This is a genomic window from Providencia sp. 21OH12SH02B-Prov, assembly GCF_027362595.1.
Taxonomy (GTDB): domain Bacteria; phylum Pseudomonadota; class Gammaproteobacteria; order Enterobacterales; family Enterobacteriaceae; genus Providencia; species Providencia zhejiangensis.
This window is the reverse complement of the sequence record NZ_CP114796.1, coordinates 14,638-32,692: the sequence shown is the minus strand read 5'-3', so window position 1 is coordinate 32,692 and position 18,055 is coordinate 14,638. Positions and strand designations below refer to the sequence as shown.

At 46.3% G+C, this 18,055-nt stretch carries 14 protein-coding genes and 2 pseudogenes; 10 read left to right on the top strand and 6 right to left on the bottom strand.

The annotated features are described in order from the left end of the window. The first annotated feature begins 61 nt into the window (after positions 1–61). The 9 genes and pseudogenes from O7C57_RS00155 (at position 62) to O7C57_RS00115 (ending at position 9,370) form a co-directional block, all read left to right on the top strand. Positions 62–403 carry a hypothetical protein gene (locus tag O7C57_RS00155; protein ID WP_252447430.1) on the top strand — a complete coding sequence of 114 codons (342 nt, stop codon included), beginning with the start codon at positions 62–64 and terminating at the stop codon, positions 401–403. Positions 404–484: 81 nt separating this feature from the next. Beyond that, complete coding sequence (locus O7C57_RS00150; RefSeq protein WP_252447431.1) at positions 485–838, top strand: DUF4156 domain-containing protein; 354 nt, start codon at positions 485–487, stop codon at positions 836–838. A gap of 73 nt (positions 839–911) precedes the next feature. Beyond that, a pseudogene (locus O7C57_RS00145) lies at positions 912–1,991 on the top strand (IS3 family transposase). A 92-nt stretch (positions 1,992–2,083) separates the two neighbouring features. Continuing rightward, on the top strand, positions 2,084–2,608 hold the full coding sequence (locus O7C57_RS00140; RefSeq protein WP_252447432.1) for an ATP-dependent endonuclease: 525 nt from the start codon (positions 2,084–2,086) through the stop codon (positions 2,606–2,608). A gap of 106 nt (positions 2,609–2,714) precedes the next feature. After that, a complete protein-coding gene (gene hsdR / locus O7C57_RS00135; protein WP_269723483.1) occupies positions 2,715–5,102 on the top strand; it encodes an EcoAI/FtnUII family type I restriction enzme subunit R in 2,388 nt (795 codons plus the stop codon). A 31-nt stretch (positions 5,103–5,133) separates the two neighbouring features. Then, positions 5,134–6,558, top strand: a complete 1,425-nt coding sequence (locus tag O7C57_RS00130) for an N-6 DNA methylase (RefSeq protein WP_252447196.1) — start codon at positions 5,134–5,136, stop codon at positions 6,556–6,558. Next, positions 6,558–7,910 (top strand): hypothetical protein, encoded by a 1,353-nt coding sequence (locus O7C57_RS00125; protein ID WP_252447195.1) that lies wholly within the window; start codon positions 6,558–6,560, stop codon positions 7,908–7,910. The genes O7C57_RS00130 and O7C57_RS00125 overlap by 1 nt, the downstream gene beginning before the upstream one ends. Beyond that, on the top strand, positions 7,903–8,472 hold the full coding sequence (locus O7C57_RS00120; protein ID WP_252447194.1) for a hypothetical protein: 570 nt from the start codon (positions 7,903–7,905) through the stop codon (positions 8,470–8,472). Before O7C57_RS00125 ends, O7C57_RS00120 begins: the two co-directional genes overlap by 8 nt. After that, the gene (locus O7C57_RS00115) at positions 8,462–9,370 is read left to right on the top strand and encodes a Kiwa anti-phage protein KwaB-like domain-containing protein (RefSeq protein WP_252447193.1); all 909 of its coding nucleotides are present in this window, start codon (positions 8,462–8,464) and stop codon (positions 9,368–9,370) included. Before O7C57_RS00120 ends, O7C57_RS00115 begins: the two co-directional genes overlap by 11 nt. Positions 9,371–9,482: 112 nt before the next feature. Here the strand turns inward: O7C57_RS00115 and O7C57_RS00110 are convergent, their stop codons facing one another. After that, a complete protein-coding gene (locus tag O7C57_RS00110; protein WP_252447192.1) occupies positions 9,483–9,692 on the bottom strand; it encodes a hypothetical protein in 210 nt (69 codons plus the stop codon). A 62-nt stretch (positions 9,693–9,754) separates the two neighbouring features. Between O7C57_RS00110 and O7C57_RS00105 the strand changes: the two are divergent. Beyond that, positions 9,755–9,956: pseudogene (locus tag O7C57_RS00105) on the top strand (integrase core domain-containing protein); the annotation flags it as partial. Positions 9,957–10,192: 236 nt separating this feature from the next. On the opposite strand, the gene O7C57_RS00100 reads toward O7C57_RS00105, so the two are convergent. Genes O7C57_RS00100 through O7C57_RS00080 form a run of 5 tightly spaced genes read right to left on the bottom strand, consistent with a single transcriptional unit; the run spans position 10,193 to position 17,919 of the window. After that, a complete protein-coding gene (locus tag O7C57_RS00100) occupies positions 10,193–11,809 on the bottom strand; it encodes a Tn7-like element transposition protein TnsE (protein ID WP_252447191.1) in 1,617 nt (538 codons plus the stop codon). After that, on the bottom strand, positions 11,810–13,336 hold the full coding sequence (locus O7C57_RS00095) for a TnsD family Tn7-like transposition protein (RefSeq protein WP_252447190.1): 1,527 nt from the start codon (positions 13,334–13,336) through the stop codon (positions 11,810–11,812). A 2-nt stretch (positions 13,337–13,338) separates the two neighbouring features. Further along, a complete protein-coding gene (locus O7C57_RS00090) occupies positions 13,339–15,006 on the bottom strand; it encodes an AAA family ATPase (protein WP_252447189.1) in 1,668 nt (555 codons plus the stop codon). Then, entirely contained in the window at positions 15,003–17,111 is a 2,109-nt protein-coding gene (locus O7C57_RS00085; RefSeq protein ID WP_269723482.1) for a DDE-type integrase/transposase/recombinase, read from the bottom strand. The genes O7C57_RS00090 and O7C57_RS00085 overlap by 4 nt, the downstream gene beginning before the upstream one ends. After that, entirely contained in the window at positions 17,098–17,919 is an 822-nt protein-coding gene (locus O7C57_RS00080) for a TnsA endonuclease N-terminal domain-containing protein (protein WP_252447403.1), read from the bottom strand. The genes O7C57_RS00085 and O7C57_RS00080 overlap by 14 nt, the downstream gene beginning before the upstream one ends. Positions 17,920–18,055: the final 136 nt, after the last annotated feature.

Sequence of the window (18,055 nt, the reverse complement as noted above, 5' to 3'; positions counted from 1 at the left end):
AATTACTCGCTGCGCTCCTAATTTACCGGTGAGCAAGGCGTTACGCATATGGAGAGTTTATATGAAATATCCGGTTCTGGTTTTACTTGGTCTTCTCTTGGTGGGTTGTTCCCAAGAACTTTCGTACTCAATATCTGACGCAGAATCGGTCGGATTTGAAAAGGATAGTCAGCAGCTCTACCAAATGGTCGGTGCTATCGATGGATGGAGTGGAACTCTCCAAGGAGAACGCGTCGAGCTTTACGAATTTGAAAGTAGCTCAGACGTAAATGCAAAGGCATTTGAAAAATCCACGCAAGAAGGAAATATTTCTGGATGGGTGGACACATGCCAAGTCGGCAACCTCCTAATGATAAGCAAAGGGAAAAAAGCTTGCCAAGCCCTAAGGGATATCAATGCATAACCAAGCGCAGCACTACACAGCCGTCGGACGCTCGCAAGCTCGCGCCGGTGTGCGCGCCGTTATGTTTCATTAGGGGAAATCATGAAAAACAAGATTAATACTTTCTTTATCGTAGCCTTTGTTCTAACCCTGTCCGCGTGTGCTGCTAAACAGACAATACCTGGGGCTGAGCGAGTTGAGTTAGTAAACGATCTTCCTGATCGAGAAAAGTGCGAGTTCGTCGGCGAGGTTGTGGGGTCTCAGGGGAATTGGTTTACTGGTGACGTAACATCAAATAAAAATTTAGTTATAGGCGCAAGAAACGAATTAAGGAATGAAGCCTATAAATTAGGGGCTAATGTCGTTTATGTGCAAGACTTAAAAAACACGAATGCATATGGTTCTATGGGCACAACAAATACAACTGGTGTTGGTAAAGCATATAAATGTAAGTGACCTTTCCCCCTAAATTAGAACCATAACTTCGATGAGATTTCCATTACACTGACAGCAGTTGGAGGTCTCAAAAATGAAGAAACGTTATACCGAAGAACAAATTATTAAGGTCATTAAAGAACACGAGGCAGGTGCCAAAGTAAGTGATATTTGCCGCAGGCTAGGCATCTCCAATGGCACTTTTTATAACTGGCGTAGTAAATATGCAGGACTGGAGGTAAACGAGGCTAAACGCCTGCGTGAACTTGAGTCAGAAAACAACAAACTCAAAAAACTGTTGGCAGAGAAGCTGCTTGAGAATGAGGCTTTGAAGGATGTTGTCTCAAAAAAGTGGTAACCCCTGCCAGCAAAAAATTAGCCGTACGCCATCTCATTGATGCTTTTAGGCTAAGTGAAAGATTAGCTTGCAGGCTTTTGGGGTTAAGCAGAACAACCTATCGCTACCATCACGTCAGCAAGAACGATGAAGGTCTTGCCGAGCGTTTAAAAGAGCTTGCTGTTCAGTATCCTCGATATGGCTATCTTATGCTGCATGAGCTTCTTAAGCGTGAAAAATTGGTTAAAAACAAAAAACGTACCTATCGGTTATATCGTGAATTAGCGCTACAAGTGCGCACTAAGCGTAGAAAGAAACTTATGCATCCTCGCATTCTTATGGCAACACCTAGCACTATAAATCAACGTTGGTCGATGGATTTCGTGTCTGATCAACTTGCTAGCGGTCGCCGATTCCGAGTACTTAATGTGGTGGATGATTTTAGTCGCGAAGTGATAGGGCAGCTTGTATCCGTATCAATTTCAGGACCACAAGTCGCACGATATTTAACCCAGTTAATCGAAATAAGAGGTAAGCCCAGATCAATTGTCTGCGACAACGGTCCAGAATACACCAGCAAAGCCATGTTTGTATGGAGCAAAGAGCAAGAGTTATCGCTCAGTTTTATTCAGCCAGGCAAGCCTACCCAAAATGCTTTTGTTGAAAGCTTAAATGGCAAGTCTAGAAATGAATGTTTAAATCAGCATTGGTTTAGAACATTGGCCGAAGCTACGTACGAAATAGAGCAATGGCGGCAACACTATATATAATGATGTTCGACCACATAGCTCACTGAATTACCAAGCCCCTTCCGAGTACGCGAAAAAGGCGGTATAATATGAATTATCTCATCTAAGTTGTGGTACTAAAGGTGGGGAAAGGTCACCACCAAAGAAACCGGGTCGGATGAGACTACAGTAAAGCAATGTGTGGATGATCTATTTGAAGATGACGCAAAAAAGGATTTCAATTTATCCTATTGGATAAATCCAGACAGAGGCGAGTTATTTTTTGCTAGCAAGGTTGTTTTGTTGGAAGGAGCTACAGAAAAGACTGTTTTTCCTTTGCTGGCAAAAAAAATTGGGGTGTTTAGATATGATTACACGCTTATTGATTGTGGTTCTAAAGACAACATTCCGCTCTATGTCAAGTTGCTCAACAAATTCAAGATACCCTACGTGGCTGTATATGATCGTGATCATCAGCAAGGAAAGGGCGCAGATGCTATTGCATCGGCTAATACATCTACCCAAAAGATAGAAGATGTCATCGATCCCGCCGTAGGAAAATCTCTTGTTTTGGTTAACGATATAGAGGAGGAGCTTGGGCTTCCAAAAGGTGGTAGTAGCAAGCCCTATATCGCCTTGAATCATATCACCTCTCAAGGGTTTACTTTGAGTGAGGGGATGAAGCAGAAAATCAGCCTCGTGTATGGCATCGAAGTCGAGGCATAACAATGCGCTGCAATTGGACAAATTTACGCTGCGCTTCAATTTGCCAGTGAGCTCGGCGTTATATGCCCAACCCAGCTCGAACCAACCAAGGGAACCCGACCATCGGATGACGAATAAAAAAGACCTATCAGAACGCGACATCTGCACCAAGTTCATCACGCCCGCGCTGGAACAGGCTGGCTGGGACATGCAGAAACAAGTCCGGGAGGAAGTCGGCTTCACCGATGGCCGTATCTATGTGAAGGGCAATCTCACTACCCGTGGCAAGCGCAAGCGGGCGGATTACATCCTTTACTACAAACCCAATATCCCTGTCGCCATCATTGAGGCCAAGGACAACAAGCATTCGGTGATGGCAGGCATACAGCAGGGGCTGGATTACGCCACTATCCTGGACATCCCCACGGTGTTCAGCAGCAACGGCGATGGCTTCTATGAACATGATCGTACCGCAGCAAGCGGCAGTGTCGAACGCGAACTACCGCTGCACGACTTTCCAACGCCAGAACAACTCTGGGAGCGGTATAAACGCTACAAAGGCATCACCACGCCAGAAGCCGAGCGAATCAGCGCTCAGGATTATTTCTTCGACGGCACCAGTCGTAACCCCCGCTACTACCAACAGATTGCCATCAACCGCACTGTAGAGGCCATTGCCAAAGGTCAGCAGCGCATCCTGCTGACAATGGCCACCGGTACCGGTAAAACCTATACCGCCTTTCAGATCATTCACAGACTGTGGAAGGCTGGGGCGAAAAAGCGCATCCTGTTTTTGGCGGACCGGAATGCCTTGATCGACCAGACACGCCGAGGCGATTTCCGCCACTTCAAAGACAAAATGACGGTCATCAAGCAGAAGAAGATCGACAAATCCTACGAGATCTATCTGGCGCTGTATCAAGGTCTGACCAACTACGATGAGGACAAGGACGCCTACCGCGAATTCAGCCCGGACTTCTTCGACCTGATCGTCATCGACGAGTGCCACCGTGGTAGCGCCTCCGAAGACAGTGCCTGGCGCGAGATTCTGGACTACTTCGAAACCGCCACCCACATTGGCCTCACCGCCACACCCAAGGAAACCGAAACCGTTTCCAGCACCGAATACTTCGGTGAGCCCATCTACACCTACTCGCTCAAGCAGGGCATACATGACGGCTTTCTTGCCCCCTACAAGGTGATCCGGGTTGGCCTTAATGTCGATCTGGAAGGCTGGCGGCCGGAGGCAGGCAAAACCGACAAGAGCGGCCAACTGGTGGATGATCGCATTTATAACCGCAAGGATTACGACAAGAGCCTGGTAATCGACGAGCGTACCGAAGCCGTGGCCAAAAAAATCACCGAATACCTGACCAAAACCAATCGCTTCGATAAAACCATCGTCTTCTGTGTCGACATTGACCACGCCCAGCGCATGCGTGCCGCCCTGGCCAATGCCAACAGCGACCTGATGGCGCAGAACCCCAAGTATGTCATGCAGATCACGGGCGATAATGACGAAGGCAAGCGCGAGTTGGATAACTTCATCAATCCTGACGAACGCTATCCGGTCATTGCCACCACCTCCAAGCTGATGACCACCGGCGTCGATGCACAAACCTGCAAACTGATCGTACTCGACAGCAACATCGGCTCGATGACCGAATTCAAGCAAATTATCGGGCGCGGCACCCGCATCAACGAAGAATTTGGAAAGACCTTTTTCACCATTCTTGATTTTCGCAATGTCACCGACCTGTTTGCCGACCCGGATTTCGACGGCGATCCGGTGCGCGTTAAAGAACTGCGTGAAGATGAGGACTTTGAGACACCCGAAGAAGAAATCGCCGAAGGCGAGACCGTCACGGATGAAACCGGTGAGGAAATCATCTTCGATCCACCAACTGAACCACCGGAAATCATCACCGGTGGAGAGATCATCAACGAACCGCGCCCCAAGTACTACGTCAATGGCGTCAATGTCGCCATCCTCAACGAGCGCATCCAGTACATGGATGGCAACGGCAAGCTGATCACCGGCAGCCTGAAGGACTACACCCGCGAGAAAGTGCGAGAGCAATATCATTCACTGGATGACTTCCTCAACAGATGGCATAGCGCCGACAAAAAGCAAGCCATCATCGACGAGCTGACCGAACAGGGTATCGTACTGGAAAACCTGAAAGAGGCCATTGGCAAGGAGATGGATATCTTCGATATGATCTGCCACACCGCCTTCGATCAGCCGCCGCTCACCCGTGCCGAGCGCGCGAAGCAGGTCAGAAAGCGCGACGTATTCACCCAATATGGCGAACAGGCCCGCAAAGTACTGGACGCTTTGCTGGACAAATACGCCGACGAAGGCATCGAGAACATCGAAGACATCAAGGTGCTCAAGGTCAACCCCTTCGACCAGTTCGGCACACCAACAGAAATCATCAAACTCTTCGGCGGCAAGCCCCAATACTTGCAGGCCCTGAACCAATTGGAGCAAGCCCTCTATCAAGCGGCTTGAATCACGAACAAGAGAGAAGTAGTAGCGCAACATGGCAAACGTATCAGGCATTGTAAAATCCGCCCGTAACATCATGCGGCAAGACACCGGCACCGGCAGCGACGAGCTGCGCATTCTGCAACTAGGTTGGATGCTATTTTTGAAAATCTTCAGCGACAAGGACAAAGAGCTGGAGCTGATGGACGACAACTACGTCTCGCCCATTCCCGCTGAACTACATTGGGACGAGTGGGCCGGCGATGACGAAGGCATGACCGGCGACGAGCTGTTGCAGTTTGTTGACCGAAAGCTGTTCCCGACCCTGTCGGAAATAGACCTCTCCAGCGGCAACCGCCGTGCGGTATTAGTGCATGAGGTGTTTGCAAATAACTACAACTACATGAAGTCTGGCATTCACCTGCGGCAAGTGATCAACAAGCTGAATGAAATCGACTTCAACAGCAGCAAAGACCTGCACCTGTTCGGCCAGATTTATGAAACCTTCCTGAGTGAACTGCAAAGCGCTGGCACCCTCGGCGAATTTTATACCCCGCGTGCCGTCACCCAGTTCATGACCGAAATGGTCAACCCCGCCCACGGCGAAACTGTGCTCGACCCTGCTTGCGGCACCGGCGGCTTTTTAACTACCGTGATCGAACACCTGAAGGCCTCCGCCAACACCGTCGCCGAGCGCGAAGCCATTGCCCACAATGTGCGCGGCTGGGAATACAAACCCTTGCCCTACATGCTGGCCAACACCAACTTGATCCTGCACGACATCATCACCCCCAGCATCCAGTTTGGTGACTCGCTGCAACGGCCCCTAAGCGAATACACGCGCAAAGAACGGGTAGATGTGATCATCGCCAATCCGCCCTTTGGTGGCGTGGTTTCCAACAACAACGAGAACAACTTCCCGCAAACCTACCGCACCAAGGAATCGGCAGACTTGTTCTTGATCCTGATGATCCATCTGCTCAAGGAGGGTGGCCGCGCAGCCATTGTCTTGCCCGATGGTTCCCTTACCGGCGATGGTGTTAAACAACGTATCCGCCAAAAACTGTTGGAGGACTGCAACCTGCACACCATCGTGCGCCTGCCGAACTCCGTGTTCCAGCCCTATGCCTCGGTGGCCACCAACCTGCTGTTCTTCACCAAGGGCGAGCCGACCCAGAGCATCTGGTACTACGAACACAAACTGCCGGAAGGCTACAAGGCCTACTCAAAGACCAAGCCTATTCAATTAGCCGAGTTCGAAACCCTGAAAAGCTGGTGGACGAACCGTGAAGCCAACGAGCAAGCCTGGCAGGTGGATATCGATACCATCAAAGCCAATGGCTACAACCTCGACATCAAAAACCCACACCGTGCCGAGGAAGAAAAACAATACAGCAGCACCGAATTACTCGATCTGTTGCATCAGTCCTTTGCCAAGAGCGATCAGTTGCTGGAGCAGTTGCGGAAGGAGTTGGTGTAGTGGCTGTTTGGAAAAAAGTAAAAGTTGGAGACTTCCTTTTTGAGCGTGAGGGGCGGTATAAGCCTGATGCAAAGGAAATTCAAGGGCTCCAGCGGATAGACAAGATTGATTTCTCTGGGAATTTTCACGTCGCAAACAAGCCCAGTAAAACGAACATGATTCTGATTAAATCGGGCGATTTGGTCATTTCAGGCATCAACGTCGCTAAAGGTGCCTTGGGCGTGTATCACGGCGACGCTGATGTCACAGCGACCATTCACTACTCATCGTATACCTTTGATGAAAGCAAAGTCAGTGTTGAGTTTTTCAAGCGCTTTCTGAAGTCGCCAATCTTTATTCAATTGCTGAAAGAGCAGGTGAAAGGTGGCATTAAAACCGAAATAAAACCCAAACATCTTTTGCCGCTTGAAATCATGTTGCCAGATAAAGATGAGCAACTATTTATTCTCAGTCAGTTTCAACGGATTGAAAATGAAGATGCTGAATTGAAACATGAACTAACCCGTCAACAAGCCCTGCTGAAAAAACTGCGGCAGCAAATTTTGCAGGAAGCCATCGAAGGCAAACTCACCGCCGACTGGCGCGCGCAAAACCCCAATGTAGAACCGGCCAGCGAACTACTCAAGCGCATCGCCGCCGAAAAAGCGCAACTGGTTAAAGACAAAAAAATCAAAGCGCAAAAACCATTGCCGCCCATCACGGACGAGGAAAAGCCGTTTGAACTTCCGCGAGGGTGGGAGTGGTGTCGATTAGATCAGCTTATTTATGAGAGTCCAAGGAATGGATACTCACCAAAGACGGTCGATTACCCGACAAACACCAAGACGCTAAAATTGGGCGCTACCACATCAGGGAGGTTCGACTCGACCCAGGTAAAGTACATTAATGAAGAAATATCACGAGATTCATTTCTATGGATCAAACCGAGAGATATTCTAATTCAGCGGGGAAATTCGATTGATTTTGTGGGTGTTTCAGCAATATATCAAGGTGAAGAAAATTGCTTCATTTACCCTGACCTGATGATGAAGCTAAAGCCTGTGAGCTCACTCTCAGAGGTGTTCTTGCACCACGCTTTGATGAGCCCAAGTTGTCGAGAATATTTCCGAAGCAATGCAACCGGTGCTCAAAAAAGCATGCCCAAAATAAATCAAGCAGTCGTTTCTGGTGCGTTGGTACCACTTTGCTGTGAGGAAGAACAACTAGCCATCGTCACCAAAGTCGAAAAACTACTCTCTCTCTGCGACCAACTGGAAACTCAAATCACCCAAAACCAGACACACGCCGAGCAACTGATGCAAGCAGTATTAAAAGAAGCCTTCAGCCACAACAACGAGGTGGAACTTGCTTAATCGACTCGCCAAACTGGCGCTGGTATCCACGGCGCTGGCGCCCATCTTCCTGACGCTGTGGTTTGTGGAAATCAGCAGCGCTTGGCAGCTTGGTGTGCCTTGGTTGGAGAATCTTGCCGCTCATTGGCGGGTAGGCAGCACCTATTTGTTGGCTGCACTGGTGTTAAGCAGCCTATGCTTTGGTCTGGTCTGGATGTCCGCCTCGCGCCACGGCCTTGAGCGTCTGCCGCTGAAGATCAAGTCGGTCAAAACTGTGGACAAGGAGATCGTCGGCTTTCTGCTCGTTTACTTGCTACCACTTATCAACCAGAGCCAGAGCACCATCAGCGTGCCGGTACTGGTGTTTGTGGCGGTGATCTTCTTCTTTATTGTCTACAACTCCCACGCCTACCACTTCAACCCTTTGCTGGGGTTTTTCGGCTATCACTTCTATGAAGTAACCATTGAGGGCGACATCACCTATGTGCTGATCACCCGCCAGAATATTACCGACTGCAAGGCTGTTTCGCAGGTGGTGCAACTAACCGAATACATGATACTGGATGCCAATCATGCCAAATAACAATAATACCTCTAACCTGTTCGCTTTGGTGGATGATGAAGATGCGCTCATCCGTCGCATTCCACTGACTGCGGCGGTCAATACCGAACTGGCCCAACTCTTCGCCGAACAACAGGCCGCACTGCTTAACGACAGACAGCCCATCGCCTTCACGGGCAGCTACAACGTGGACGTGGGCGAAATCTTTACCATTGCCGATTACCCACTACCGCCCGCCATCGGCCAAGCCATTGGCAATCCGCTCATTTGTCCGGTGTTGAATCTCAATACCGAAACGCACCGCATCAAAGCGCTGTTTAGTGGCAGCTGGTCAGCTGCCAACAAAAGCGTCAACTTTCAGGTTTTCGATGCCGGCAAGTTGCTCTCTAATCGATGGACACTGATCGGTTTGCCTATCCATGCTGGTGATACTTATAAGCGACTTGAAGAGCCTGGTCTGATATTGCAAGACAAACTCACCGCCCATTTCCACAACGGCACGCTGTACTTCACTTCCTACCACAATACCAAACGGTTTCTGGATTTGGCTGATTACTACCGGGAAGCGACCGATACCGACCTCGACGATTTCGCTGCCACCGGTATCTTTGTCTTCGAAGACCAAGCAAGCTTCAAGGCGCAAGCCGACTCGATCATCCGAAAGAAAATCGCCCTGTTGCAAAAGAATGAAGTTTTGAAAGATCTCACCGTCACCGACATCCAAACCGTAGCCAACAACTTTAACGCCGAGCTTCCCGAAGAGCACCACATCGCGATCACGGTCAACGACGATGGCAATTTGGTTATCCCGAAAGACAAGAAACAGCTGAAAGAACTTATCCGCTTCCTGGACGAAGACTACGTTACCGCACCGCTGACCAAACGAAAATGCCTCACCAATTCCAAGCAATATCTGTGAGCCTCTCATGAAAAGGGCATCTAACAAAGTGCTGCACACGGATAAATTACTCACTGCGCTCGCAATTTACCGGTGAGCACGGCGTTAAGTGCTCTTGATATGCACGACAATTTCAATAATTACTAAAAAGGCCAAAGGAGATACCTATGCCAATGATAAATTGCCCTGACTGTTCGAAAGAAATGTCTGATTCTGCTCCCACCTGCCCAAACTGCGGCAGGCCAAACACTAGTGCTTCCACGCAAGTTCGTCCAGTTGGCATATTGTTGGGCATTGGTATCTTTTTAATACCGCTAATATTTTCTTGGTTTACTTTGCGCATAGAAAACTCCTTGAGTTCATATTAATGGAATTTTCTACAAATAGCCTCCGTGGTTTTGAGGGGGATTACATACCCAAAATGCTTTTGTTGAAAGCTTAAATGGCAAGTTTAGAAATGAATGTTTAAATCAGCATTGGTTTAGAACATTGGCCGAAGCTACGTACGAAATAGAGCAATGGCGGCAACACTATATATAATGATGTTCGACCACATAGCTCACTGAATTACCAAGCCCCTTCCGAGTACGCGAAGAAGGCGGCATAATATGAATTATCTCATCTAAGTTGTGGTACTAAAGGTGGGGAAAGGTCACATAATGACTCGAATTCTCGGCATAAAGAGATGACACAACGTGCGTATGCGTCTAACCTGCTTAGTCTTTCAAATTAGTCAAAGCTGCTATAACTCTCAGCCTAACCATGCTCAAGAAAATGATGTTATTGAGGATTAGCTAATTCACTTAACAGCTGATTAAAGTAACTAGGGTTTCAGTCATTCCTTTAATGCGTAAATTGCTCTCTAACCACTCTCTCAGCCCACCCCTCCATATCCTCTCTCGATACTTGCAGCTCCCCCAACCCCTTTGGATGATTCACCCCTCTATGCCCGTCTTGTCCATATAATTGATCAAACAAACTATTTGGCCAATTCAATGAGCTCTTCACCACTCCACGCCGTATCTTTTCAAAATCATTCCGCCATGTTTCGCTATCAACGCCACTCAACACTTTGGTAGAAAGCATTTTCACCCCATCCGATGCATCCACCTCTAGCAATACAAATTCACTGCCATTACGTTGCACCCCAACGGCTTTAATCACTCTTGGTGAGCCATCTTTACACAGATGTAATCGGCTACGCCCAACTTTTGGCAAAACCAAAGTTTCTTCAAAAAGCACCCGACATGCAAATTTAATTTTTAGAATTGAAATTAACTCATTAAAGGCTGCAAAACGATTGGCAAAAATAGAGTTGTAATTGGTTGCATCCTGCTTCCCACCCACATCTGCCGCTGCTAGGACACCACCTAAGTGTGGCTCATCAGTACTAACCAAATTACTATTTTCACTTGTTGTTGCTTCTTCTTTTTCTAAAATAGTTTGGCTACTTTTTCTTGCCCTGCGAGATTTTTCAATTCGACTAGGTCTACTAAAACTTATCCATGTCGGCTCAGCCTCTATGACTCGTGTGTCTGTGTCTATATTGGCTGTTTCCTCATCGTCCAACTGTAGATGCTCATCATCAACAACTGACTCTGTTGAAACCGCTATGTGCTGCGCACTACCATCACCTGCCTCCTTTTCCTGAAAAGAGGCATGGCTAATAGCTGTTGTGCTAGGAAGCATAGCGTTGATTTCTAAACCTACTATTTCCTCAACTAAATAATCCTTATCCTCGTTAGAAGAACGTCCTTTTACATGTAATTTCCAACCCTGCATGGGCGGAGGGTCAAAGCTAAAGCACCAGCTTTCAACGCCATTCTTAATTTCTCTATTTTGTTGATAGTGCCTAAAAATACTTTCATACGAATCCATAACATCTTGATCCGAAAACAACCAAACCAAAAGCTGCACTACGGCCGACTGCTCTAACGCCCCTTTAGGAAACGATGAACTGGGTAAGATCCTTATCTCTAAATGATCTCGCTCAACCTCATACTGAACGTCGAACTCTTGCTGTAAAGCGGTACTGCTCAAACAGCTTCGACAGAAATAGGAGTTAATTAAAAATAATGACCGAGCTAGCTCTAACTGTGGGATGTGATAACGAGTCTTGCTATATGGTGTTTCAGCTTCGTAAATAAATGAACTCTGCGCTCCATCCTTGTTGCGTACGGAAGCAAAGGACGAGAGATTAGGAAAATCGATTATTTTGGCTCGTTGAAGATCCGATGCTTCAAACTCAATCACACGATCCGCCTTATTTATTTGCTTTGTTGTACTGTTAACCACCTTAGCTCGACTTAATAAAGGCAAATGAGTAAATCGAGTCCATTTCCGTTCTTGCATTGGATTAAACCAAACAAAAATACGCCACTCCTTATGACCCGAGTTACGGAATAAGTGGCCAATATGTACCACCTGCACATTGTCATCAAAGCTAGCTATCTTAACCACTTAGTCCTCCTCGCAGACCGTTTCCAAAAAATTTTGTGCTTCTTTTGTTATCCGCTCTTTAGATAACGTTGCACTTCTTAATAATCGCCAGCGCCTAAGCTCAACATCTTCCTGTTTAAGCTTAATAAAAGCTTGGCTAATCCGTCTAATTTGATAATCTTCCACACTCTCTGAGTAACGCTTTAAGCAAAGCGCTACCAAAGGCAGTTTCTGTAGATTTTTTGCAAGAGAGGTTCCGTTAGGAGTTTGCTTTAACAGCCAGCTCGATGTCGCTCTTGGGTGATCAAGGCTACTATCTAAACGCTTTATGATTCTTAGCAGTTGTCGTACAGCGATTCGATCTCTTTGTCCCCAGTCAACTCTAGGGGCGGGTGCCAGACGCTCTTGTTGATGCTGTTGATTCCAGTGAACTAGCCAATCCCTGTCATGTCGGTAAAGCCAAGCGTATAGCGCCCCACCCTCTAAAGACTGTCTTGCCGCCTTAATTCCTTGGTATTTATGCACTAGTTGCTGCCAGTCTTTATGCTTAACAGATAAATCTTCAGAGTTAGGTTGCACGGACTGGCTGACAGGTCTTGTCGCTATAGAGTGCTCAGTAATAGCACTTGCCTGCTGTAGCGCTTCTATAACCGTTAGTTTTGGCAATAAGGCTTGCCACACAATACTATGCTGTAAATAACTAAAGGCTTTTCTATGCTTACGGAATATACTTTTCAGCCAACACGTGTCCTTGTTCTCTGCCAACGTTAAATCCAGTTTCTCTAGTGCCTCATCACTAAAAGTCTGCCTCACTCTCTCCGCCACCAAATCATGACGGATGTGCTTACCTCTGGTGAGTCCTAAATCCTGCGCTAAGCGCTGATAAAAAAGCGTCCACTGCTCAAGGCTTGGGGAAAGCTCTTGTGCTTGTGGAGCGTCTAGCAGAGGGGCTATATAAGCAGCTAGTGCTGTTAATTGAGATAGGGAGTCTTTGGGGTAGTCTGAAAGCAGCTCAGTATGACCCAAAGCCCAAAATTGATGTCGATGATCATCTACAGCTCTATCAAAGAAAATCAAAGCACCATGTTTTGAACAATATGGCAAAGCGGGCAAATACCAATCTCGTTGCCAAAAGGCTTCCCCATGCCTATTTAGCTGAAGAGCAATGCAATCAGGGCAGTATCTAAAGCGGTTATCACTCTTAACTCTAGACGCAGCGACTCCTAGCATTAAATGCACCGCACCTTGCGCTTGATACTCCATTAACCTAATCGCTTCGTCTCGGCGCTCTTTGCCTACAAACGGAGCATATAAAGGGAATAAGGTATGCTCATAAATGAGTTGCTGAACAGCGTAGCGTCCTGTTTGATGCAAGTGCCTTGCTATAACGCCTAAATGTGAAGGTAAATCTAAGGTTGCAATGACCTTACGGTTGCCATACACCTCGTCTAGTAGCTGCTTAGGGCTAACAATCCCTTGATAAACGCCTGCCCGTGCAATAGTGCTATAAATCAGCTCATTCGAGTACGGAACAGGAAAGTTTCTCATGGCTAGCCTGCTTGTTTAAATAAGCTCGCTATATCCACAATCACCCCTTTCTCTTTTAATCGCTCATGCATGGTTTGTTCAGGTTGGCGTTGTGAATAGATATAACGTAAGTCCGTATCAGGCAAGCTATCCCAGTCGCTGGGCTTGACTACCTTTGTAGCCAAAACCTTTTTACTCTTGGAAGACTTTTCTAGTTCTGACACTACCGTTTCGCCTTCCATCAACCACCGCAAAACAAGAGGCAGTAACTTTTGTCTTGTCATCGTTGGATTCTGGCTAAACGCTTTTTTAATAGTGGGAATTAACAAGCTTGAATCGTAATCCTCTTTCAGCATCAGATATAAATGACGCTGATCTTCGGTATCTAACTCTTGAAGAGCTTTTTCTTCTGGTGTTTGTTCTTGTATCGCTGCGATATCTAACTGAAGTTGGATTAACCGTTTATCAATCTCGGGAACAACTAGATCAGAATAACGAGCAATGCGTTCTGGGATACCCGAGCGTAGGGCCTCTAGCATGGGATGAACGGGTTTCAATTCATCTTGATACACTTGCCGCAATAAACCAGGGGTAATACGCTCATTGCCTAAGGCTAGCGCACGGAGCTGTGCGAGTACAAAAATCTTTACTACAATGTCCATCACTCCTTGGCTCAGCTCATACCAGACATCACGAATCTCGTCAGACAACAACGCTTCTTTACGTTGTAAAAGCTGTAATTGCCAAAGATTATCCGTAAAGGCAATCCATTCTTGATTTAGTTTTCCGCGTTGAGTTTGCTGTATAGGATCCCAGAAAATAGCCCCAAATCCAGCCCCTCTACGGGCAGATCGTAAATCAGCCTCAAAAATTTCTCGTGCTTTAGGCGTACCAATCAGCATCACTGGTACACCAATAATATTCACCATCGTTACAAAGAAGTTCAGCATCTCTTGAGAACCACCCGAACGAGAGCGGCTTAAATGCTGAATTTCATCAATAACCAACAACCCTAAAGCATGAGCATTGGCTATTTGCGACATCAAAGCCAACATGGTTTCTATACCATGACGTTTTAAGCCATAACGACGCTCATAGTTCGAGCCTAAGGCTCGATCCAACGCTCTGAAAAAATTCAAGCAGATTTCTTTTAGCGAACCATTATGCGAGCAGTCTATTTTCAAATACACCACTTGCTCTACATTGAGTTCAGGATGGTAAATCACCTGAGGATACGTGGCTAAAATACGGTGCAGCGAAGTGGTTTTGCCGCTACCTGAACAACCAATTAACAATAAGCTTTGTGCCGTAGATCGAGCCTCCTCAAAGCGAAATGCCCCCAACTCACCTTTTTGAACACGCTCATAGCCATTTTGTAAGTGCTTTTGCAAATCACCTGTTTTAGGATTTCTACCTACATAGCCGCCACGAATCATGACCGAAATACGCTCACTCAGTAGCAAATGCGTACCTAATGGCTGAAAATAGTCATCTGGAATACGGCAAATGGTATGAGCTCTGATAACACGGGGCTTTTGCAAGTCAGAGGAGGTAAGCTGTAAAGAGGATTTCAGTGATGCAGCACTATTCACTGACTCTTGCAGTGGTGGTAAGGCCTCGATAAAAGGATTGCCACGATAAGCCTCTACCCCCGTATCACGATAAACCGCTTGAATCTGGGTAGCACTCATGACTCATCCTCCTCTGGTGGATCCTGAAATAACTCGGGCACGTATGTGGGTAGGCTGTAATCTTCTTGATCATCGACTTCCGCCGCGTTGAAAGGAATAACTTTAGCCTCATCACCTGAAGAGCTTGATTTCAAAAGCTCTGCACGCGTTTTACGCTCCGAAGTCACGGCCTCTTTTTTGTTTGCTTTAATCTGTTTAATACGCTTTGAGTTTGACTCAGTGGGGCTAGGTGTTAGCTTGTTCGCTTTCTGGATGGTCTGCTGAATAAACGCCTCAAGCTCCCGGCGTTTAGTTAACTCATCCTGCTTGGCATTGGCTTTATTGTATTTTTCCTGTGCTTGTATGTCCCAAACCTCCCAAAATGAGAGACCTTTAAACTGCCGACTACGTTCCGTTAGATTACAGCGCCAAAATACACGACTGCCAGTCTGGGGAAACAGATAAATCGTATCAACCAGCACTGGGTCATAAGCCGCTTCTAAATGTTGAGGTCTAGCTATCTCAGTACTACGCTGCAACCATCCCTCGCGTAGAATTTCTGACCCCGAGTAATACAAGCCCCACAAATTTACGCCAAATGAAGAAATAGAGACCTTTCTGCGTGGTAGTAACGCTACTCGCAACTGCTCTTGCTCCACAGCCCTCAAACTACCTGTACGATGCTGCATACCCCATTGCCATAGCTGGACAGGAATAGACGGTAAATCCGTAGGAAAATCGGTATCCCGATCATATTTATCCATCACCAAATGGTTATTTCTGAATAAGATCGTACGCAAAATAATCTGTGTGAATTCAAATACCGACAGAGATGCATCCAGCCTATAGTCTGTTTCACCATGACTTTTAATCCGACTGCCCTCCACAATGCCTGGCGCAAAGGATTTAAACTCGGCTTGAAGGGTTCTAAAAGTGCTTTCCACGATACCTTTAGCATCGCCACGTCTAGGTGGAGCACTTTCCACTCGCACATTAAAACTAGAAACTAAGGCTTCGACCTGATGACTCATTAATTCGCCACGGTCCGCTAGCAACACATCTGGCAAACCTACACACGGCCAGTCTGAGCTACTAATCTCAATATCATGCTGGGCACAAATGGCCGTTTTGTCAGAGCAAGCATTTACAAAAGCCTGCATCGCCACCACATAAGACGGATTTTCAAAGCCGATATAAAAGCCCGTGATCATCCGACTAAATACATCAATCACAATGTAAAGCGTCGGTCTTCCTATGATTTTTTGACGGTCGTTGTGATCCACTAGATAAATATCAGCAATCGTTGCATCAATCTCATAACGGCTCCCAGGGCCTAACGCCTGAGAAGTGGCTGTACTGCTTAATGGGCGTACGTCTTTTCTATATACCCCTGCTTTGACTCTGGACTTTAAGCGCTGAGCTTTAGGGTATTCGCGATCATAAAAATAACGAAACTGGCGTAGCGTTGGATAATCCTCTTGGGGAATGCGAGGAAAATACTGAGCAAACAAATCTACAAATCGTCTATAGGCAACGGTTGTCTTTGTGCCTTTTTGATTTAATAGATGCTTTTCTATGGTTAATCTAAAAAGACGTTCAATCTCAGGCGTTACCTTGATTCCTTCACCCTTACCATATTCTCTGGCTCGGCCAATTTTTGCTGTTCCTGTCGCTGAACGTCTTTCCCCTGGTGCACCGCTGTTTTTGTAGTCGGGAATTAATGCATTAGGCGTTTGACCACGCTGCCAATACCTTCTTAATAATCGATAAACTGTTTTTTTCGAAACCTGCTTAGACTCCACAACAGCATCAATTAAACGTGCTCTTTCAGAAGCATCAAAAATACCCTTATGCTGCAAGAGTGGTAGCAATACCTTAATATTTTCTTCTCTACGAATAAAACGTACAGACCCTATTTCTGGATCCTCTTGGTCTAGATAAGCAAAGGGATCCATACTCCTCACTAACTGACCTGAGTCCAAGGCAGCCAAGAGACTCAACTCCAAAATCCTTTCTGGCAACGCCTTCGGATTTTCAATATCAATCCAGATCAACTCCCCCTGATTAATATCTAAAACCCGATAAAAGCGGCTTTCTACTTTAAGCACCTCATTAATTTGCCACATAAAGCCCCCTTTGCGCTGCTCCATCGTGCTCTATATCCAGCTCAGCACAGGTACACAATCTAAACGGCTTATAAACATTAAATTTAATAAAACCATTAGCGACTAATGCTCTAACATCACTTAATGTTTTACCTAGCTCCAAACCATAAGCAATATCAACCTTCTTACAGACATTGATAATATTTTCATCTCCTTTTTCTTGCAGGATATGAGCCAATGTTGGTAGTTGTGCTAAAAGCTCCGCAGAAACCCCTTCTGCTTTCACCGAATAAAGCCATTCAATATTTTCTTTTACTACGGGATTTATTTCTTTATCAGTAAAAATGAACCAAGGAATTTGTTTTTGCTGCCAATAACGACGCTCTAGTTCTAATTTTTCTAAGGTGCGCTCATCTTGTAAGGCTGCCGCAGGTTTGACTTGAATAGCAAACTGCTCAAAAGGACCATCTTTACAATCCACCAAAAAATCAGTAGACATAACCTGATCTACGCTGCGAATAGCAGGGTGCTTGATACCACTATCTATTGCAATCTGTTTGGTATCGCTAGGTAATAAGGGGAACTGCTCGCGTATATCTAGCACGCTGCTCTCCCATTCAAGGCTAAGAAAAACAGCAAGCTCTAAATCAGAGAGCAAATGATGAACTCGTCCCGTTTTATGAGAATAAATACGGTGGGAACGACCTGATGAAGGGACTTCTTGTACTGTTAGCCATGGAATATAGTCCTTACCATGCCCTTGGCCACGCCCCTCTTTAATACGACGGGCAATTTGTACTTCTGAGAATGAAGATTTTGCTTTAGCCATAATAAAAGTCCAGTATGCTTTTTCACAGCATAACTGGACCAATTTCAGTTTACAACTATTTTGTCTAGGTGCAATCTATATTGTCACAGACGCAAACTATTTTGTTTAGATGCAATCTATTTTGTCATTCCACACT

What these genes read in the sequence shown, in the direction of transcription:
- O7C57_RS00090 (WP_252447189.1), bottom strand. Translation starts at nt 15,006, where the DNA reads ATGAGTGCTACCCAGATTCAAGCGGTTTATCGTGATACGGGGGTAGAG.
- O7C57_RS00110 (WP_252447192.1), bottom strand. Translation starts at nt 9,692, where the DNA reads ATGCGCAAAGTAAACCAAGAAAATATTAGCGGTATTAAAAAGATACCA.
- O7C57_RS00155 (WP_252447430.1), top strand. Translation starts at nt 62, where the DNA reads ATGAAATATCCGGTTCTGGTTTTACTTGGTCTTCTCTTGGTGGGTTGT.
- O7C57_RS00150 (WP_252447431.1), top strand. Translation starts at nt 485, where the DNA reads ATGAAAAACAAGATTAATACTTTCTTTATCGTAGCCTTTGTTCTAACC.
- hsdR (WP_269723483.1), top strand. Translation starts at nt 2,715, where the DNA reads ATGACGAATAAAAAAGACCTATCAGAACGCGACATCTGCACCAAGTTC.
- O7C57_RS00095 (WP_252447190.1), bottom strand. Translation starts at nt 13,336, where the DNA reads ATGAGAAACTTTCCTGTTCCGTACTCGAATGAGCTGATTTATAGCACT.
- O7C57_RS00130 (WP_252447196.1), top strand. Translation starts at nt 5,134, where the DNA reads ATGGCAAACGTATCAGGCATTGTAAAATCCGCCCGTAACATCATGCGG.
- O7C57_RS00080 (WP_252447403.1), bottom strand. Translation starts at nt 17,919, where the DNA reads ATGGCTAAAGCAAAATCTTCATTCTCAGAAGTACAAATTGCCCGTCGT.
- O7C57_RS00085 (WP_269723482.1), bottom strand. Translation starts at nt 17,111, where the DNA reads ATGTGGCAAATTAATGAGGTGCTTAAAGTAGAAAGCCGCTTTTATCGG.
- O7C57_RS00115 (WP_252447193.1), top strand. Translation starts at nt 8,462, where the DNA reads ATGCCAAATAACAATAATACCTCTAACCTGTTCGCTTTGGTGGATGAT.